The sequence below is a fragment of the Candidatus Delongbacteria bacterium genome (assembly GCA_041675285.1).
In the GTDB taxonomy this organism is placed as follows: domain Bacteria; phylum CAIWAD01; class CAIWAD01; order CAIWAD01; family CAIWAD01; genus CAIWAD01.
In genome coordinates this window covers 258,396-276,869 of the sequence record JBAYTZ010000001.1, presented here as the reverse complement: position 1 = coordinate 276,869, position 18,474 = coordinate 258,396, and the positions used below count along the sequence as shown (strand labels likewise).

15 protein-coding genes are annotated in these 18,474 nt (G+C 61.4%); 5 read left to right on the top strand and 10 right to left on the bottom strand.

Features of this window, described 5'->3' with window-relative positions; all coding sequences use genetic code 11:
- Positions 1-21: 21 nt before the first annotated feature.
- From WC326_00990 to WC326_00975, 4 genes are read right to left on the bottom strand one after another with little or no spacing between them, the layout of a single operon-like run.
- Positions 22-1,182 carry a DegT/DnrJ/EryC1/StrS family aminotransferase gene (locus WC326_00990; protein MFA7329624.1) on the bottom strand — a complete coding sequence of 387 codons (1,161 nt, stop codon included), beginning with the start codon at positions 1,180-1,182 and terminating at the stop codon, positions 22-24.
- Positions 1,183-1,236: 54 nt separating this feature from the next.
- Complete coding sequence (locus WC326_00985; protein MFA7329623.1) at positions 1,237-1,944, bottom strand: acyltransferase; 708 nt, start codon at positions 1,942-1,944, stop codon at positions 1,237-1,239.
- A 38-nt stretch (positions 1,945-1,982) separates the two neighbouring features.
- Positions 1,983-3,056: a glycerol-3-phosphate dehydrogenase/oxidase gene (locus WC326_00980; protein MFA7329622.1), complete on the bottom strand. Its 1,074-nt coding sequence runs from the start codon at positions 3,054-3,056 to the stop codon at positions 1,983-1,985.
- Positions 3,057-3,080: 24 nt separating this feature from the next.
- The gene (locus WC326_00975; GenBank protein MFA7329621.1) at positions 3,081-4,169 is read right to left on the bottom strand and encodes a Gfo/Idh/MocA family oxidoreductase; all 1,089 of its coding nucleotides are present in this window, start codon (positions 4,167-4,169) and stop codon (positions 3,081-3,083) included.
- Between WC326_00975 and WC326_00970 the strand changes: the two genes are divergently transcribed.
- Genes WC326_00970 through WC326_00960 form a run of 3 tightly spaced genes read left to right on the top strand, consistent with a single transcriptional unit; the run spans position 4,141 to position 7,752 of the window.
- Positions 4,141-5,688, top strand: coding sequence for a hypothetical protein (locus WC326_00970; protein ID MFA7329620.1), 1,548 nt, complete (start codon positions 4,141-4,143; stop codon positions 5,686-5,688). The genes WC326_00975 and WC326_00970 overlap by 29 nt on opposite strands.
- Positions 5,685-6,383 carry a class I SAM-dependent methyltransferase gene (locus WC326_00965; GenBank protein MFA7329619.1) on the top strand — a complete coding sequence of 233 codons (699 nt, stop codon included), beginning with the start codon at positions 5,685-5,687 and terminating at the stop codon, positions 6,381-6,383. The genes WC326_00970 and WC326_00965 overlap by 4 nt, the downstream gene beginning before the upstream one ends.
- Positions 6,384-6,411: 28 nt before the next feature.
- Positions 6,412-7,752 (top strand): polysaccharide deacetylase family protein, encoded by a 1,341-nt coding sequence (locus tag WC326_00960; GenBank protein MFA7329618.1) that lies wholly within the window; start codon positions 6,412-6,414, stop codon positions 7,750-7,752.
- A 25-nt stretch (positions 7,753-7,777) separates the two neighbouring features.
- On the opposite strand, the gene WC326_00955 is transcribed toward WC326_00960, so the two are convergent.
- The 4 genes from WC326_00955 to WC326_00940 form a co-directional block, all read right to left on the bottom strand.
- Complete coding sequence (locus WC326_00955; protein ID MFA7329617.1) at positions 7,778-9,103, bottom strand: hypothetical protein; 1,326 nt, start codon at positions 9,101-9,103, stop codon at positions 7,778-7,780.
- Complete coding sequence (locus tag WC326_00950; protein MFA7329616.1) at positions 9,100-10,209, bottom strand: glycosyltransferase family 4 protein; 1,110 nt, start codon at positions 10,207-10,209, stop codon at positions 9,100-9,102. The genes WC326_00955 and WC326_00950 overlap by 4 nt, the downstream gene beginning before the upstream one ends.
- A gap of 11 nt (positions 10,210-10,220) precedes the next feature.
- Positions 10,221-11,513: an MBOAT family O-acyltransferase gene (locus WC326_00945; GenBank protein MFA7329615.1), complete on the bottom strand. Its 1,293-nt coding sequence runs from the start codon at positions 11,511-11,513 to the stop codon at positions 10,221-10,223.
- 427 nt (positions 11,514-11,940) lie between these two features.
- Positions 11,941-12,672: an SGNH/GDSL hydrolase family protein gene (locus WC326_00940; GenBank protein ID MFA7329614.1), complete on the bottom strand. Its 732-nt coding sequence runs from the start codon at positions 12,670-12,672 to the stop codon at positions 11,941-11,943.
- Between the two features lie 105 nt (positions 12,673-12,777).
- Here WC326_00940 and WC326_00935 point away from each other — a divergent pair, with 105 nt between their 5' ends.
- Together WC326_00935 and WC326_00930 are read left to right on the top strand one after the other, a co-directional pair.
- The gene (locus WC326_00935; protein ID MFA7329613.1) at positions 12,778-15,003 is read left to right on the top strand and encodes a heparinase II/III family protein; all 2,226 of its coding nucleotides are present in this window, start codon (positions 12,778-12,780) and stop codon (positions 15,001-15,003) included.
- Complete coding sequence (locus WC326_00930) at positions 15,000-16,205, top strand: glycosyltransferase family 4 protein (protein MFA7329612.1); 1,206 nt, start codon at positions 15,000-15,002, stop codon at positions 16,203-16,205. The genes WC326_00935 and WC326_00930 overlap by 4 nt, the downstream gene beginning before the upstream one ends.
- 23 nt (positions 16,206-16,228) lie before the next feature.
- Here WC326_00930 and WC326_00925 read toward each other — a convergent pair whose 3' ends face one another.
- Together WC326_00925 and WC326_00920 are read right to left on the bottom strand one after the other, a co-directional pair.
- Entirely contained in the window at positions 16,229-17,548 is a 1,320-nt protein-coding gene (locus WC326_00925; protein ID MFA7329611.1) for a hypothetical protein, read from the bottom strand.
- Positions 17,549-17,667: 119 nt separating this feature from the next.
- The gene (locus WC326_00920; protein ID MFA7329610.1) at positions 17,668-18,411 is read right to left on the bottom strand and encodes a hypothetical protein; all 744 of its coding nucleotides are present in this window, start codon (positions 18,409-18,411) and stop codon (positions 17,668-17,670) included.
- Positions 18,412-18,474 lie beyond the last annotated feature (63 nt).

Here is an 18,474-nt window from a genome sequence, read left to right as displayed (position 1 = left end):
CTCTTCCCTATCTCATGATGCTTAGGACATGAACTCTGCCAGAGCGGCGACCACTTCTTGCTGTTGGTCTACGTTCAGCTCCGGATAGATGGGGATGGCAATCGACTGCGAAGCGGCCACTTCACTAACTGTGAATTCGCCGGGCTTATGTCCGAGATCGACAAAACAATCCTGCATGTGGAAAGGAACCGGGTAATACACCTCGTTCCCGATCCCGCGCGACGTAAGAAAGGCCCGCAGTTCATCACGCCGATCCACGCGCAGCACGAATTGGTTGTAGATGTGGCGGTCCCCCGGGCGTTCCCAGGGCAGGGTCACACCCTTCAACCCGCTCATATCCAATGTGTCGGGATTCAGTTGCCGAAGGTCGACTACCAAACCCGCCTCGTCCAGCAAGCGCCGATAGGTCGCCGCATTCGCTTGACGACGACTTGTCCAATCGTCCAATAGCTGCAGCTTGACATTCAGCACCGCCGCCTGGATTGCATCCAAACGGAAATTCCCACCGATTACCCGGTGATAGTATTTCGGCTGGGCGCCATGCACGCGCAAGATTTCCAGTCGCCGGGCCAGTTCCTCGTCGCCCGTCACGATCATGCCGCCATCGCCGGCTCCACCCAGATTTTTCGATGGAAAGAAGCTGAAGCACCCGTACGCGCCCAGACTGCCGACCCGCCTTCCCTGGTACTCCGTTCCAATGGCTTGGGCCCCGTCTTCGATCACCGGAATTCCATGTCGGGCGGCAATCTCCAGGATGGGCGCCAGATCCGCGGCTTGTCCGTAAAGATGAACCGGGATGATCGCCTTGGTGCGCGGCGTGATGGCCGCCTCCAAGCAGCGGGGGTCCAGATTGAAACTGTGCGCTTCGATTTCCACGAACACAGGCCGCGCTCCCAACCGGACGGGACAGCCGGCCGTGGCAAAGAACGAATAGGGCGGGGTGATGACTTCGTCCCCGGGGCCGATTCCCTCAGCCATCAACGCCACCAGCAGGGCGTCCGTCCCGCTGGAGACGCCCACGGCATGGGGTGATCCCACATAGGCGCCGATGGCTTGCTCCAAAAGCTTCACCTGCGGCCCCAGGATGAAGTGCTGGGATTCCAACACGTCCAGAACCGCGCGATTGATTTCATCCTTCTGGGTGGCATACTGCGCCTTGAGATCCAGTAGCGGGACTCCCACTCGTCCATTCCTTTCGTCTGATGAACCGGACTCGATGCGATAGCCAATTGACGGCTAGGCCTTCAGCCGAGTCCCGTGTACGATCTCGTCATAAAAGCGGCCACCCTGGCACAGTTCTGCCGGAAGATCCGCCGCTTCATCCACATCCAGACAGCGCAGCACACCGGGTTCCACCTCGCGATAGCGCAAGCCACTTTCCGGGCACGTATACACTCCTTGGGCATCGGGTTGGCCCAGTGGCAGCCCATGCCGGCTCACCCAGCCCACCTGTCGGGCGGGCACCCCCACCATCAGGGCATAATCGGGCACACTCTTCGCCACCACCGCACCGGAACCAATGAAACAGTACCTGCCCAGTTCAATCCCGCAGACGATGGTCGCATTGGCCCCGATCGAGGCACCTCGTCGAATGATCGTGGTCTCATACAGACTGTGACGATTGATCTCGCAGCGGGGATTGGTGACGTTTGTCAGCACGCAAGAGGGCCCCAGAAAGACGAAGTCCTCGATGACCAGGCCACTGTAGATGCTCACATTGTTCTGCACCTTCACGCCGTTGCCGATGACCACTCCGCCATCGATGTTCACGTTCTGGCCGAAGACGCAGTTCCTTCCGATCCGTGCCCCCTTCATCACATGGCTGAAGTGCCAGATTTTGGTGCCATCGCCAATCTCGCAGGGCTCGTCCACCACGGCGGTGGCATGTGCGAACCAAGCCTTTTCTGCCACTGGAATCCCCTTCCGTTTTTCACTTTCGCCCAACCAACCTACTGATCAGCCCAAAGCCGCACCAGCGCCGGTCAGAACCCCTTCTCGGCCCTCTCCCGGACCCGTTCCCCCAGCACCCGGGCGGTCGTCCACTTGCCGCCAAAAACGGTGAGCACGTGCCCCGTTTGTTCCAGTACGTACTCGCGCGTGGTGCGCCCCGGATTCGCGCTGCCCGAGTCCACCAAGGGCCGAAGTCCCGCGAACCGCTCCACAATCTCCGCCGACGTGGCGGAGTCCAGGAATGCCGTGCCGTAGACGTTCAAGAGATAGGCCTCTTCCTCCGGCGAGCAACGGATGGGATCTTCCAGTCGTTGCCTGACCTCCGTGGTTCCGAGCAAGGTGCGCCCCTGCCAAGGCAGAGCGAAACAGATGCGATGCTCGCCCGGGACCTGAAGGAACAGTCCCAAGGCAAGGGGCCGGTCCAGGACCAGGTGACTTCCCCGCACCAAATCCAACCGATGCCGGGCCGGCACATCAGACACGTCCAACAGGTTCCGACACCACGGTCCGGCGGCGTTCACGATCAGATCCGCTCGGTGTTCTCCATTTGCCCAGTAGGTGCCGTCTGCCGCAAGTCTCTCCACGGCCGTGTGCTCCCGCACCGCCACGCCGGCCCGCTGGGCCTGGTCAACGGCCCACAGGCCAAGCCGGTAATCATCCATTTGGACATCGTGAAACAAGAAGCCGCCGCGCAAGCCCTGGGAACGCAGGCCAGGCAGGAGGTGCAAGATCTCACGCGGCGCCAGCCAGCGGTGGCGACCGATGTTGCCCCGCCCGGCGAGCAGGTCGTACATCACCAGGCCCAGGCGAACCACCAGCGGGTTGCGGCCGACGCCAGAATACACGGGCAGTATCAACCCAAGAGGTTTCGCAAACTGCGGCGCCTGGGCAACCCACCAAGCCCGCTCGCGCAGACTCTCGCGCACCAGGCCAAACTCCCCGTTCTCCAGGTAGCGCAGTCCGCCGTGCAGCAGCTTGGTGGAGGCACTGCTCGTCTCCCCCATCAGCGCTCCACGTTCGAACAACTCGACCTGGTGACCGGCGGCGGCGAGGGCCCAGGCGCTCATGACGCCATTGATTCCCCCACCCACCACGGCAACGTGCATGTGTGTTCCGCGTGCCACGGTGACTCAGTACTCGAGCGGCAGGGAAACCTTCACACCATCGCGAGCGGAGCGGTAGGCGGCGACCAGCAGCTCCAGCGAGCGCAATCCTTCGCGGCCGTCCGTCTCGGGCTCCGCTTCCCCACGCAGAGTGTGGATCACGTTCTCGTAATACAACGGGTGGCCGAACCCGTAGACGGAGGTCGTCTGATAGCTGGCTTCGCGCACCGTCGCATCCTCGGGCCGGGCATCGGCAAACTCCCAGTGCTGGATTTCGTTGACGGCCATGCCGCCCACTCGCACGGTGCCATGCTCGCCCAGGATGACGATGGATCCTTCCAGATTCTTGGGATAGGTCAGCATCGTGACGTTCATGGTCCCCAACGCGCCGCTCCGCCACTTGATGGCCATCACGCCCGTGTCCTCCACCTCGATCCGGCGGGCCAGGGTGGCCGTGTAGGCGTACACGCTCTCCACGGGGCCGATCAGCCAGTCGATCAGGTCGACGTAGTGGCTCGCTTGATTCATGAAGGCGCCACCGTCGAACTCCCACGTTCCGCGCCAGGCGGCCTGGTCATAATACTCCTGGGGCCGGCACCAGAACACATTGAGGTTGACCGTGTAAATGCGACCAAAGCGACCCTGCGCGACCGCCTGTTTGAGAAGTTGAAGTGTGGCGTTGCGCCGATTCTGCTTGACGATGAACAGGCGCACGCCGGCTTCGTCACAGACCTGCACCATGCGCTTGCCTTCCGCCCAGGAGGTGGCCATCGGCTTTTCGCTCATGACATGGACGCCGGCTTTGGCCACCTGGATGGTCTGGCCGGAATGCAGCCCGCTGGGCGTGGACAGCACGATCACATCGGGCGCGCTTCCTTCCAGCAGGCTGGTCAGGTTGGCAAAACCCGGGACTCCCGTCTTTTGGATCGCCGACTGGAGAGCACTGGGATCCGTGTCGCAAACGGCCACCAGTTCGGCGTCCGCCGAGTGCTTTTCGATGGAGGCAAAATGGTTTCCCGAGATGCGCCCACAGCCCACCACGGCAAATCGGATCTTGCGGCCGGCAATGGCCGCCTTGGGTGTTGTCATGCCGTCCTCACCTTGCGCTGCATTCATTTTGCGACAATATCCGCCGTTGGGCAGGTATCGGCAAGCCAGGCTGGGATCTTTTCCCGCTCAGCCATTCAATCCCCGGCCCCGGCCAGCCGACAGAGGGATGGGAGCAAAAGGAAAGCGGATGAGCCACGTCTTCAGGCGCAGTCTATCCAAGTGGGTCACCTCAGCCCATGCCGGTATCCGGGGGACGGATTGTTCCGCGGAGTTCGCCCATCTGCGTCGCCTGGAATGGACGGACGAACAGGGGATCCGGGCCTGGCAAGGGCGACGACTGCGCGACCGCTTGGAGATCTGGTCCCAGCGCATCCCTTTCTACCGCCAGCACTTGTCCCAGGAGGCGGCGCGCCTGGATCGTCCCGTGTCGACCCTGCTCGATGAAATGGCCCACTCTGGCTGTCTGAACCACCTGCCCTACATGGACAAGGCTGCCATCCGGGCCGCGGGAAGCGACCTGGAAGTGGAGGGGGCGGACCGTCGGCATCTGCGGCGCAACCACACGGGCGGCTCCACTGGAGAAGTGCTGCACTTCCTGCAGAACCGCACGGATGAACGCTGGATGCACGCCGGCGTGCGCTTGTGGCGCGAAATGCTAGGCTTGCACGCCCACTGTCGAACGGCACAAATCTGGGGTGCCTCCATTGAGGCGAGTACCGCCGGCGACGCGCGGGCCCGCCTGATCCGCTGGCTCCTTCACACGCAGTTTCACAGCACCTATGGCCTAAGCCGGGAGCGGCGCAGGGAGGTGGTGTCGGCCATCCACGCCTTCCAACCCGAACTGCTGATCGGCTACCCCTCCAGCCTGTCCGCCTTTCTGCCGGACGTGCTGGAGCTGTCCAAACCGCGCTTCCCCACCCTGCAGGCCATTTGGTCGGCGTCAGAAACCCTCTTGCCCGGAATGCGCGAAGACCTGCAGGCGGGATTCGGCGCCCCGGTGTTCAACAACTACGGCAGTCGGGAGTTCGGGCCTTTGGCCATGGAATGCCCAGCCCACGAGGGACTGCATCTGCTGGAAGGCACCTATTTGTTTGAGTTCCTGCCTGTGGCAGAGGGGTTGTCCGAGATCATTGTCACGGATCTGAAGAACGACGTCATGCCGCTGATTCGATATCGCACGGGCGACTTGGCCCAGGGAGACCCGATCCCGTGTTCCTGTGGACGCGGGTTCCGCCTCATCCGGGGGTTGGAGGGCCGCACCTTCGATTTGATCCGCGGCGCGGACGGTGAAGTGGTGACCGGGACGTTCTGGACCCTGTTGTTGCGCAGCCGCCCGGGCGTGCGGCGCTTCCAAGTCGTGCAGGAGGACTGGAAGGACTTCGTCATTCGGCTGGAGTGCTCAGCTGAATTCCAACCTGCCGCGCTGGAGTTCTATCGAGACCAGATCCAACTCCAGTTCCACTCGCCCGTGCGAGTGGAGTTTCGACTGGACGATCCCATTCAAATGCTTGGCTCGGGAAAGTTCAGGTTCATCCAATCCAGGCTCGCGCCCCAGGTAATGGCACCGCAGCAGGAGGTTCCATGACCACGGCCACGCCCTTGACCGGCACACGATCCCACCGGGGAACCGCGCATTGGCGGAGTTACAGCCGATTGGTGACCGGCAACCTGCTCAACTTGCATGCCTACGAGCGTGCCTCGGCCCGGGCCCTGGCCCGGCGCTTCGGTTACGGCATCGAGGATTGCATGGCCCTGGAGGTGGGCTGCGGCTTTTGCGGGCACCTGATCACGTTGCAACGTTTTGGCGTTCCGCCCCAAAACCTGCACGGGGTCGATCTTCGCGAAGAGCCCATCGTCAGTGCCCGAGCGCGCTTCCCCATGCTCCAACTCACCGTGGGGGACGCACGCCGGCTGCCCTACCCGGATGCCCACTTCGACATCATCACCCAGAACGTCTGTTTCACGTCCATCCTGAGCGAGGAAACCCGGCGCGAAGTGGCCCAGGAGATGATGCGCACGCTGAAGCCCGGCGGGGTCATCCTGTGGTACGACTTCCGTTACGACAACCCGCGCAACCAGTCGGTACGCAGCGTGAACGGGGCGCAGCTGCGCTCCTACTTCCCGGGCATGAAGGCCCGCGTGAAACCCATCCTGCTCTTTCCCTGGCTGGCCCGCTACATGGGCAGTTCCGCCTGGACACCCCTCTACCACTTGTGCTACGCCCTGCGGCCCTTGCGCACACATCTGTTCGCCGAACTCAGTTGGAAAGGACGCTCATGATCGCCCCCGGCAGCCGGAGAATCGCCCGGTGAACGAACGCAAAGGCTATCTCCTGCTAAGTCTGGCCTGGCTGGGTGCCCTCTTGTGGACACTGGCCACGGGCACGTGGTGGTTGGCCGCGCTGGGCCTGCTCTGTTGGCCATGGATCTTTGACCGGTCGCGCCGCCCCCACCTCCCGGTCATGATGTTCCACACCATCAACGATCACTACAGCCGCTTCCTTTACAGCAACATTTGCGTGACCCGCCGCTACTTCAGGCTGGCGATGGGCTGGCTGAACTGGCGCGGATACCGCACCCTGACCTCGGAGGAGGCGGAGGCCTTCACCCGGGGCCAGGACTTCGGTCGCCGCATCGTGCACCTCACGTTTGACGACGGGTACCTGGACAACTGGGTCAATGCGTGGCCGATCCTCAAGCGCAATGGGCAGCGGGGCACGGTCTATGTCAGCCGCGACTTCATCCGCACGGAGGGCGAACCCCGCCCTGTGCGCGAAGGGGACGACCAGACGGGACTCGAGGATTGGGGCTACATGAACCTGGCGGAGATCCGCCTTGCCCATGCGTCCGGCGTCCTGGAATTCTATCCCCACGGTCGCACCCACACCTGGTACGAGCACAGCGACACCCTGCTGGGCTTCCATCTGCCCGGCGACCGCCTGGCGTGGCTGGATTGGAATCGCCGCCCGGAAGCCAAACCGGACTGGATCCGCGACTTTCCCCAAGGATTCGTCCCCGCCGGTTGGCCTGTCCTGGAGCACCGCAAATCATTGGAAGCCCGCCGCTTACTGGTGGATGAAGCTCTCCTCCAGCACTTTGTGGATGGCTTGGCCGATCTGCCGCAACCTTGGACTGCTGCCGGCCTGCTGGAACGCTGGAGAGCGTTCCGCTCGGAGGTTCCCGTCATCGGAAGGCCGGAGACGGACGAGGAGTTCAACGCGCGCCTGCTGGACGAGCTGACCAGCACCAAGGTGTTTCTAGAGCAGCAGCTGGGTGTGGAGTGCGGCCATTTTTGCTGGCCGGGCGGGGGCAAGGACCCGCGCAGCCTGGAGTTGGCCTATGGCGTCGCCGGCTACCGCATGAGCACGATCCACCAGGATGCCGTCCCCAACCGTCGGGGGGTGCCGGACCGCTGGCTCTATCGGGTGGGCGCCGGCAATAGCCAAAACATCGCCATCACGGGCTATAACCTGTTGCGATTCATCAGTTTTGTGGAAATCTACCGCCGCAACTATTGCTGGATCGGGCTGTTCGCCATGACCGAGCTGGTGGAGAAAGTGGTGTCCCGGCGTCGGCGCAACCGCCGGCCGGATGATCGCCACACTCCCTTCATCGGGATCCCCCTGCCCGGTTCTAGCGCCCCCTTCTGAGTTCGGAAGCTGATCCCCAGCCGGCTCAGCTCGGCAGGCGGGATTCCACCCATTTGAACTTGCCGCTGGGCTGGCGGGGAATGTGCTCCAGCAGCGTGAGATCCACGACCATTCCCGCGCCGAAGACCGCCTTGAGCCGAGCCGCGATGCCGCTGAACTCCGTCCGCACCTCCGCCTCCGGCAGACGGCGCTCCACTTGCACTTCCAGGCGCGTCAGGCTGTGCTGGATGACCCGGCAGGCCAGGTAGCTGACACCGTCTTTGAAGCAGTGATAGAGCAGGCCGGGGGAAACGAAGGCCCCCGCCGTGGTGCGCAGGTTGTCATGTTCGCGGCCTTCCACGCGCTCGGCCACCGGAAACAGCCCCGGATGAAGCGTGGGGCCGGGGTTGAAACCGCCCAGCAGGTCCGTGGTGCGGTAGCGGATGAGCGGCATGGCGTCGTTGATCAGGCTGGTGCCGATGAGCCGGCCCATCTCGTCCACCTCCACCACGCCGTAGCCGGGCAGGAAGTGGTAGGCCCGGCTTTCGTCGATCCAACCGCCCAGGGCCACGCGCTCGGCCAAGCCGTAGTGGGCGTAGAGGCGGCTGGCGGGAAACACACGCATCAGCAGCTCCACCAGCCCGTCCGTCACCAGTTCCGAGGCCAGCAGAATGGCCCGGGGCGGGTGCACGCGCGCCGGGAGCCCCTGGGGTTCCAGCAACCGTGCCAGGCGCTCCAAGGCGTGCGGATAGCCGTGCCAGAACGGGTGGGGACAGCGCGCCAGCCCGTCCAGCAGTTCCGGCAGGTCGGCGGGCTCCATGCGGTTGACGTTCACGCGCAGCACGCGGTCCCGGCGGAAGTCCTGGAACAGGTCGCCGCTCTCCACCAGGCCGCGGAACTCCACCCGCCCGGCGCCGTCCCGGTAGCCGGTGCGCATCCACTGGTGCACCACCGCCGCCCGCTCCCGGGCCGCCGCCGCCACGTCCACATAAAGGATCAGCGGCGCTCCGGTGGAGCCGCTGGTGTGCACCTCGTGCAGTCGGCCCGCGGACAGGTCCCGGCAGATCATCCGGCGGCCGTGCTCGCGCACTTCCTCCTTGGTGATGACGGGAAAGCGCGCCAAGTCCTCCAGGCCGCGCAGATCCTCCGGACCCACCCCAGCGGCGCGGTAGTGCTCGCGGTAGAAATCCGTCTGTTCCACGGCCCGCTGCAGCAGGGCCCGCAGGCGCTTGAGCTGCCAGGCGCGGATCTCCTCGGTGGAACGCGTCTCCAGCTGACGCAGCAAACGCAGGTAGTCCCGGTAGGGCGCACTGCCGTGGATGAGGGAATAGGGCAGCCGATCTCGGATTGCCGATGCCAGGCGGCGGATCATGGGGCGGAGCTTTCGCTCAGGCGCGCCAGGATTTCCCGGTAGGCGGCCTCCACCGGCGCGAAGGCGAAGCGTGCTGCGCGCCACTCCTCCACTCGGGCCCGGACGGCGTTCCACACCGCCTCGTCGTCGTGAAGGCGCGTAAGTTCGCCGGCCAGCCGCTCCAGATCGGGTTCGCGGACGCCGCAGCCGCCCTCGCTGAAGATGCGGTCGGGATCCACGTCCACGGCGGCCAGGGGCGTGCCTCCGTGCATGGCGTGGATGAAGGTGTTGGGAAAACCCTCGCTCAGGCTGGTGTTGAGCAGCACGCGGGCCTGGTTGTAGAGAGGCTGGATCTCCCGGAAGGGCACGGAATCCAGCAGGGTCACGTTGGGAAGCGCCAGCGCTTCCCGGCTGCCCGGCTCCTCGGCGTGGGCCTGGGTGGGCGCCACCACGGTGAAGGGGATCCGCGGCAGGCGGCGGGCCAGTTCGGCTACGCGCCGGGGCTGCTTGACCCGGGTGAGATGCCCCACCCAGAGGATGCCCCTGCGCTGGCCGAACTCCGGCAAGGCCTGCTCCTGGGGCAGGTGGAAGTTGGGAATGATGCGCAGGCGCTCCGCCGGCACCACCCGGCGGATCACCTCGGCCTGCTCGCGGGTCTGGGCCACGTAGGTGTGAATGCCCGCCAGGGTAAGGCGGAACCGCGCGCGCTCCCACCAGCCGTAGCGGCCGGGTTCCGCCACCAGCAGCCAGTCCCGCTGGTTGGCGGCGCGGTAGAGCAGGGGAACTCCGTGCAGGCGGCCCCAGGCCCCGGCCACGGCAGACTGGTCCGAGATGATTTCCGCCACCAGCAGCTCCGGGCGCAGCCGGGACAGGGCGCGCCAGCCATCCCACACGTGAAGCGGGCTGCGCGGGCTGCGGCCGTCCGGCCAAAGCGCGTGCAACTGGATGCCTTCCACCATGCGCGCCGCCTCGCCGCCCAGGTGATGCACCAGCACGTGCACGTCGTGTCCGAAGCGCTGGAACAGCCGGGCCAGCATGTACAGGTCCACCTCGCCGCCACCGAACACCCCGGGCAGTCCAGGGTCATGCAAGGGGGCACCCAGGAGATTTTGAACGAGGATGCGCACGACCCGGACTCCTAGAATTGGAAATAGACGAAGGGGCTGGTGTTCGTGGGAGCCAGCACCAACAGCAGCAGGAGAATCGTGGCATACATGATCGGCTCGAGGCGGTGCCAACGGATGAATTCATTGTTCTTGACCAAGTAAGGCGCGAGCACATGAGCCACGACCACAATGGTCAGCAGGAGATAGAATTGGGGGATGTAGTAGATGTCCTGGAAGCGGAATTCACCCAATCTCGCGAAGTAGCGCATGGCGTAGGAGAACGAATCAGAACGGAAGATGACCAATGAACCCATGAAACTCGAAATGGTCAGCGCCCAGGAAATGCCGCTCCAAAGCAAAGATTGATCCGCCCAGGCCAGCTGCTTCAACTTCACCAAACTACGCCATTCCTTATGGATGACTAGAAAGACACCTTGTAGAACGCCAAAGACCACAAATGTCCAATTTGCACCATGCCAAAGCCCACAAAGCGTCATGGTGATCATCAAATTAACTGTGGCGCGGTTCTTCCCTTTTCGATTTCCTCCCAGTGGGATATACAAATAGTCCCGAAGCCAGGAGGAAAGGCTGATGTGCCAATTTCGCCAGAATTCAGTGATATCCTTGGCGGAAAATGGCATGTTGAAGTTATCGAGCAATCGATATCCCATCATTCGAGCCACGCCGATGGCCATGTCGGAGTAACCAGAAAAATCGCAATATACCTGAACGGTATAAGCTACAATTCCTAAAATAGCTTCATAAGGAGTTATTGATTCAATGTGGGAAAATGCATTATCCGCTATGGGTGAAATCATATCGGAAATAAACAGTTTCTTGAAAAACCCGATGGCAAATAGTTTAATTCCAGAAATAAGATCTTCCCTATTTAATTGAAATTTTTGCTGCAATTGTGGAAGAAAATCCACTGCACGAACAATCGGTCCAGCAACCAATTGCGGGAAATATGTAACATACATTCCAAATCTGATGAAGTTCCTATCAGCATGTATTTGTCGCCTGTAAACATCAATCGTATAACTCATTGTTTGAAAAGTATAAAACGAAATACCAACCGGGAGTGTAATATCCAGATTGGATAACATGTAATCAGCGCCAGCAACTGACGAAACAAGTCCATTTACTGAGTCTATCAAAAAATTGGTGTATTTAAAGAATCCAAGCAATCCAAGGTTGCCAATCATGCTTACGGCCAACCATCTACCACGATTTTTTCCCTCCGCTCCTTCTATTCTTAGTGCAACAAAATAATCTAAAAGAGTAGAGAATAAAATCAGTAAGATAAAAATCGGATTCCAACTCATGTAAAAGTAGCATGATGCCAGAAATAGAAATAGATGATATAACTTGATCTTATCTCTCAACAAGGTAGAAACAAAAAATACTGTTATGAAGAAAACTAGAAATTCAAAGCTACTGAAGATCATTTCTCGACCCTCTCATGAAGTAGAGTCATTGCAAGCCTTTTCCCATAAACACTGTGTCCGTAGACATTTAAATGACCTATCCCAAGTTTAGTATTCATAAATCCATTTAGAAACTTTCCATTTCGAGAATCCACAAGAGAGTCAGTTAAATTGAAGTATTTCACGTTATTCAACCTGCACCACTCACTTGCTGTCTCATAGCTTCCAACACATTCCTCTGTTGGATGTAATTGAATTAATATTAATTCCGCGCCGTTTTCATCTACTTCTGCTTTAAACCTAGTAAGCAAGTTAGTCGCCGTAGTCACTTGTTTATTCGAAATAAGATGCTTTTTTCTTTACCAACATTTTCAATACCTAAAATTTTTACACCTCTTTTCCAACTACTAATATAAGATCGTAGCATGTCAAACCTTAAGTGCGCAGTATTCAACAGAACAGAATTCCGTTTTGCCAACCAGAAAATCCGTTTTAGTGATCCACCATTTTCCGATCGTGAAAACGGAACCAACCCGTCGTTAACTATTTTATTTTTGCTCATGAAATTCTCTATCACATCACCACTGCTGAATTGTATGATGACGGTTTTATGTGGAATTTTGTCTGCCACTTGATTATAGAGTACCAGCTCATCAAGCGTACTGTAACCAGATCTCCCGAAATTGACAATTTCAATCTCTTCTCCTAAAGAATCCATAAAAAAATTCTCTGCAACATTGTCATATATCTGATCATCACTCACTTGAAATGCTTCTGTCATTGAATCTCCAAAAAGGAGATATCTATTATCACTTTTACAATCCTTTTTGGGTGCATCGAATGTACCATACTTATTTACATTTCGTATGCCGAATCCTTCCTTAATCGTAACCTGCCTTTTTCCCTCAATAAATAAATGCTCTTTTATGTCGGGATTAAAATTGTATTCATTCCCCAAATGGAATAATCTCATTAAAATTTCAATCATCGCATAAGCAATTATAATCGAAATGGGCAACCATCTAAGTGAGGTGATGATCCGGTTTTGCGCTTTCATCTCTATCACTTTCATATTGCATATGGTCGCAATTGATTCTTCGAGACGGAATTTCGCTTGTTTCTCTGCTTGCTCAGCCTAAGTGAGAATTCCTAGATTGTAGTCATGAAGCACTTGAAAACAATTGTGGATTTGCCCTCCCGCCTTCGAGGGCGAACCCTTCGAAATGTACTGATTGGATTGAAAAGGCGAATCCTTGCCCGGGTCTTCCTTATTCAGGAACGTCTGACATTCCACCAGATGGCGTGTAGATTCCTCCCTACGGAAAAGATGTCGCCAAGTCAAGCTGCCAGTAGAATTGAAGAGCTCAACGGGATTCGTCTGAGAGCTCCGCATTCCATTCAAACCATTCCAGCAATTGTTGCGAGAACAATGTGCGTGATCGAAGAGCAGTTTCCAGAAGAAAGGTTAGAACTGCTCTTCCGCGCCGATCGAATCCTTGCGGGCGACTTCTCTGAGTTCTGCCCCTTGGCAACGGAGCCCCAACTTCCCTTTCCCCGCTGGCACCATGATTTGACCACTGGTGCGGAGTGGCCGGTCAGCTGGGCGCGCAAGATCGATTACTCGTCCCCCCAGCGCCCGGGCGAGATCCGCCATCTCTGGGACTTGCATCGTCAGCTCTTCCTGCCCGCCCTGGCCCAGGCCTGGCGGCTCAGTCGGGATCGGCGCTATCTGGATCGCCTGGCCGCCCTGTATTTGGATTGGTGGCGCTGCAACCCGCTGGGAAGAGGCATCGGCTGGATCGGCCCCCAGATTCAGGAGCACGCCCTGCGAAACGTGCAGTGGATCACGTGCTTTTATCTGCTGCTGGACGACCCGGACGTGCCGGAGACACTGCTGGCGGACCTTCTGCAGGGCATCCAACTGCAAACGGCGGTGCTGGACTGGTACTACAAGCCGGACAAACCCGTCAGTCACAATCATCTGGTCAGCGAGAGCCTGGGGCTCTGGATGGCCGGGCTCCTGTTCCCCACCCTGCCCCAGGCCGGCCGCTGGCGCCAGCGAGGTGGGGAGGGCCTGCGAGCCGCTCTGGATCTCCAGTTTGGCGCTGACGGTCTGCACAAGGAGTGGGCCAGCAATTATCATTGCTTCGTCCTGGAATCCGCGCTGTTGGCCCGCTGCCTGTGCGCCCATCACGGGGATCCTCTGTTGGACGGGTTGGACGAGCGTCTGGCGCTGGCGGCCCGTTTCGCCGCTCGAGCCACCCAGCCGGACGGCCGCATTCCCTACATCGGGGACGCGGACGATGCGCTGGTGTATTTGTGGTCCGCCCATCCCCATCAGCAGCGGCGTCGGTACGCGGCCACCCTGGCCCTGCTCCTGGACAACCCCGAACTGGCCGCAGAAGCGGGTGAACTCCCGGCCGAGAGCGTCTGGCTGGTGGGGCCCGATGCGCCGGAACGTTGGCACGCGTTGCTGCGGCGCGCCGGCCCGCTGGATCCCGTCAGCGTGCACGCCGGCCTGAACACGCTGATTGCCCAGGATGATCGCCATGGCGATTGGTTGTTGGTGCATGGCGGCCCCTCCCGCATTGAGCCCAAGGTAGGGTCCAGTCACTTGCACGCAGACTGGGGCAGCGTGCTGGTTTGGCTGGCCGGCCGGGAAGTGTGGACGGATCCCGGCACCTGGCTGTACAACGGGTCTGATGAGTCCCGCCATCTGCTGCGTGCCACGCGCAGTCACACGACGGCGAGCCTGGAAGGCCGCGATCAATGCGATCTCGGGCTCGGGCGCTTTCGTGTGGACGACCTGCCCTTGAGCGAGCCCCTGACCTGGCAGACCGATCCGCTGCAAGTGCGGATCCACACCCGCGGACGAGCCGGTGCCCACACGAGGCAGCTGGCCCGCATCGGTCGAACCCTTGTCCTTTGGGATGAGCTGACCGGCGCGGGCGAGTGGGCGGAGACCTCCTTCATCACGCCAGTCACCGGTGAACGGGAGGCCTGGAGCCTGTTGCGCGCCACCCGAGCTGGATTCACCCCGGTCCAGACGGGGTCCGCCGCTTGGGCCGGGGGTCGCTCCCGCCGATATGGTGTCCTGGAGCCGGCCCGCCGGCTGGAGAGTCGCGCAGGGCGCGAACCGGGTCAGGAATCCATCCGCTTCCTGCACCTCTTGCTGCCGGACGGGGAGGCCCTGCCGGAACTGGTTGTCGATGCCGCCGGCGGCTTGGCCCTGGCTTGGCCTTCCGGCTTGCTGTCAGAACCAGGCTGGTCAGCCCAGTGGAAGAAAAGGTCGATCACCAATCAGACGGACACGCTGCATTGGGAAGCCAATCCGGCAGGAGTCAGCGGGGACTTCCCCTGCGCAGCCCAGGAAAAAGCTCAGTCATGAAGATTCTCTATCTGTCCTCTGGACGCATCTGGAAAAGCTCGGGCAACAGCATCCAGGTGCTGGCGGAAATCCAAGAACTGGTGGCCCGCGGACATCAGGCGGACCTCTTGCTGATGCCCCACCGCAAGCTGGTGGATGCGGAGCGTCTGGCTCTTGAGTCGCTGCGCCAGGAGCTGGCGGGCTGGGGGTCGCGGTTGCGGACCCTGGATCTGCTCAGCGATTCCCGCGTCTGGTTGCAGCCGCTGCTGATGGAGGTGTACGCCCGTCAGTTGGCACCCATGGCCCGGGAGTACGATTTGGTCCAGGCCCACGACATGCGCACGGCGGGGATCTGTGCCCGGGTACGGTCCATGGGCGCCGCCCGCCGCTTCATCTACGATATCCACGGGGCCGCCCTGGCGGAGGCCGTGTTCGGTGGCAGCTTGGCCCTGGACAGCCCCGTCTACCGGCAGCGCCAGGGTTGGGAGCGCCGGGCCGTGGCGGCGTCGGACGGCTGTTTCGTCGTCTCCCGCTTCTTCAAAGAATGGGTGTGCCGGGAGTACGGAGCGAACCCCGCCCACGTTTGGGTGACACCCAGTTCAACCTATCTGCCCGAGCTGACGGAAGCGTCTTGGCGCCAAGCCCGACGCGAGGAGCTGGGCATCGGTGAACGCCCGGTCCTGCTCTATTCGGGCAGCATGCATCGCTGGCAGCGGGCTGAGGATCTGCTCCGCCTCTATCCCCAGCTGGCCGCGCACATTCCTGGGTTGTTCCTGCTGGTGCTGACCCAGGAAACCGATATGGCGACCGCGCACTTGCGCGAGCTGGGCGTGGACCCGGCCGACCACCATGTTCGTTGCCTGCCTTCCGCCGAAGTACAGGCCTGGATGAGCCTGGGCGACGTGGGCGCCCTGTTGCGCCACGACCACCTGCTCAACCAGGTGGCCTCGCCGGTGAAATTCGCCGACTACCTGAGCGCCGGCGTGCCAGTGATCATCTCGCCAGGTGTGGGGGACAGCAGCCGGCTGGTGGAGGAAAGCGGCCTGGGCCACGTGTGGCGAGAAGAACTCGAGACGCCGGCCCAGCTGGCGGAGACGGTCAAAGGCTTGTTGGCGCGCCGGAGCGACGCCCAGCGCGCCGCCTGCCGCGAGTTGTGCCGCCAGAACTTCACCTGGGAAGAAACCATGAAGGTGTTTGACGAGGTCTACGCAGCCCTGGCTTGATCCAGCCAAGGTGCGTCGCAAGCTCAGAGTTTAGACACCACCCACTTGAACTTTCCTCCCGCTTCACGCGGAATGCGCGGCGTCAGCGTTAGCGTCACCTGCAGGTCCGGCCCGAACACTTCGCGCAGGCGGGTCTGAACCGCTGGCAGGCAAGCCCGCACGCGCTCGTCGGGCCCTTCCGGCTCCACCAGCAGCTCCAGCCGATCCAGGGCATGCTGGATGATCTGGCAGGCGCCAAAGCCCTCGCCGGCCAACAGGGCGTGGTTGGCCATCACCGGCGAGAGGAAGTCGCCGTTGGTGCGGCGCAGCATGTCGTGCCGTCGGCCCTCGATGCGCCCGGCCACCGGGAACAGGTGTGGGACGGTGGTTGGCTCGGGCGAGTAGTCGCCCAGTACGTCCGTCGTGCGGTAGCGGATCAGCGGCATGGCCTCGTTGATCAACGAGGTGCCGATCAGGCAGCCCTCCCCGTCCACCTCCACGACACTGTAGCCGGGCAGGAAGTGGGTGTCGCGGCGCTCGTCCACCCAGGCACCCAGGGCCACGCGCTCTGCCATGCCGTAGTGCGCGATCACCGGGCTGTCCGGGAAGGCCCGGCGAATACGTGTCCATTGGCTTTCCAGGACCGCCTCTGAACCCAGCAGGATGGCCCGGGGATGTCGCAGTTGCCCCACCCGGCCCTCCTCCTCCAGCAGGCGGGCGAAGCGCTCGACCGCGTGGGGATATCCGTGCAAAAATGAGTAGGGACAGGCATTCATGGCCTGGATGATCTGCGGCAGCTCCTGCGCCTCCAGTCGGTTGATGTTCACGCGCAGGGCCTTTTGGGATGGCAAGTCCTGCCACAGCCCATCGCCCTCGAAAATGCCTCGCAGTTCGATGCGACCCGCGCCGGGATGAAATCCCACCCGCTTCCATTGGTAGTGGATGGCGGCCCGCTCCCGGGCGGCGGCTTGGGCGTCTACCCACAGCGTCAAGGGGGAACCCGTGGTGCCGCTGGTGCTGACCGTACCCAATTTCAGCGGATCCAGGCCGCGCCGCAGCATGCGCGACCCCTGGGCACGGACATCGTCCTTGCTCACAATGGGAAAGCACTCCAGGTCCCGCAAGGACCGCAAATCCCGCGGGTGCACGCCCGCTCGATCATAAGTCTCGCGGTAGAAGTCCGTCTTGTCATAGGCCAGTTGGACGAGCTGCTGCAAGTGGACCAGCTGCTGATGCCGGATTTCGTCTACGGACAGGGATTCCAGCTCTCCCAAGCGACGCAGGAAGGCGCGATAGGGCGCCTCAAACGGGTTCAGGGCGATGGGCACGCGGTGCAGCATGTTGCGCAGGAAGGGCTTCAGCATGGGGGGGCCTTTCCGCTCCTTGTTGGAATCTGGAGTATCGGCATCGCGGACAGCTGGTCCACCGGGGCCAAAGGTAGAATGGTGCCATTGGGTCACAGCCAAGCCGCGCGAGGCGACCTTCAGGCCTCGCGCACTCCCAGGGAGCGATAGAGCGCCAGCAGGGGCTCCAGGCCGGAGGCATCCGGCAGTTCGCGCAGGCGGGAGCGTTCGCCCAGCGGATCTCCCAGCATGCGCCGGGTCACGGCTTCCAGGTCATCCAGCGAGCGATTGGCAAACAGCCGACAACCCTCCGGCCGCCGCACCACGTCGCTGGTCAGCACAGGCACGCCGGCATGCAGCGCCTCGCGGATGGAAAGGGCATCGCCATCCGTGTTGGTGGGACGCACCAGCAGGGTGCTGCGCTTGATCACTGGGTAGAAGGGCGCGGGCACCGTGTTGAGCAACAGGCGCCCCTCCACTCCCAGTTCCCGGGCCCGCCGCCGAATGCCCGCCAAGTAGGCCGGATCATTGTCTTTGGCCAGGTAGAACACCAATCCCGTCTCCGGCCGGTCGGCAAGCCGGCCCAACAATTCCACGCACAGGTCCAAGCCGTAGAGTTCCGCCCCGTCCCGCTGCACCAGGCTGGCCCCGTTGGCGCACAGCACGTGCGGAAAGCGGGCCAGGAAGGCGGCCGTCTCCGGCCCGGGCTCGCCGTCCTCCTCCGCCGTGGGCGGCAGAAAAGGGCAGATGTCCACCGCGCGGCTGGTGACACCCTGTTCACGAAGGAAGGCCGCATCCCCCGCCTTGACACAGACCACAACCTCAAACGAGCTGTATACGCGGGCTACCAACTCCCGCGGATGCGCCAGGAAACTGGGTCTCACATCCCCATGAAGGGTAAAGACACTGCGGTGGCCGGCCAGTAGGCTGCGATGAAAGCGCGCCAA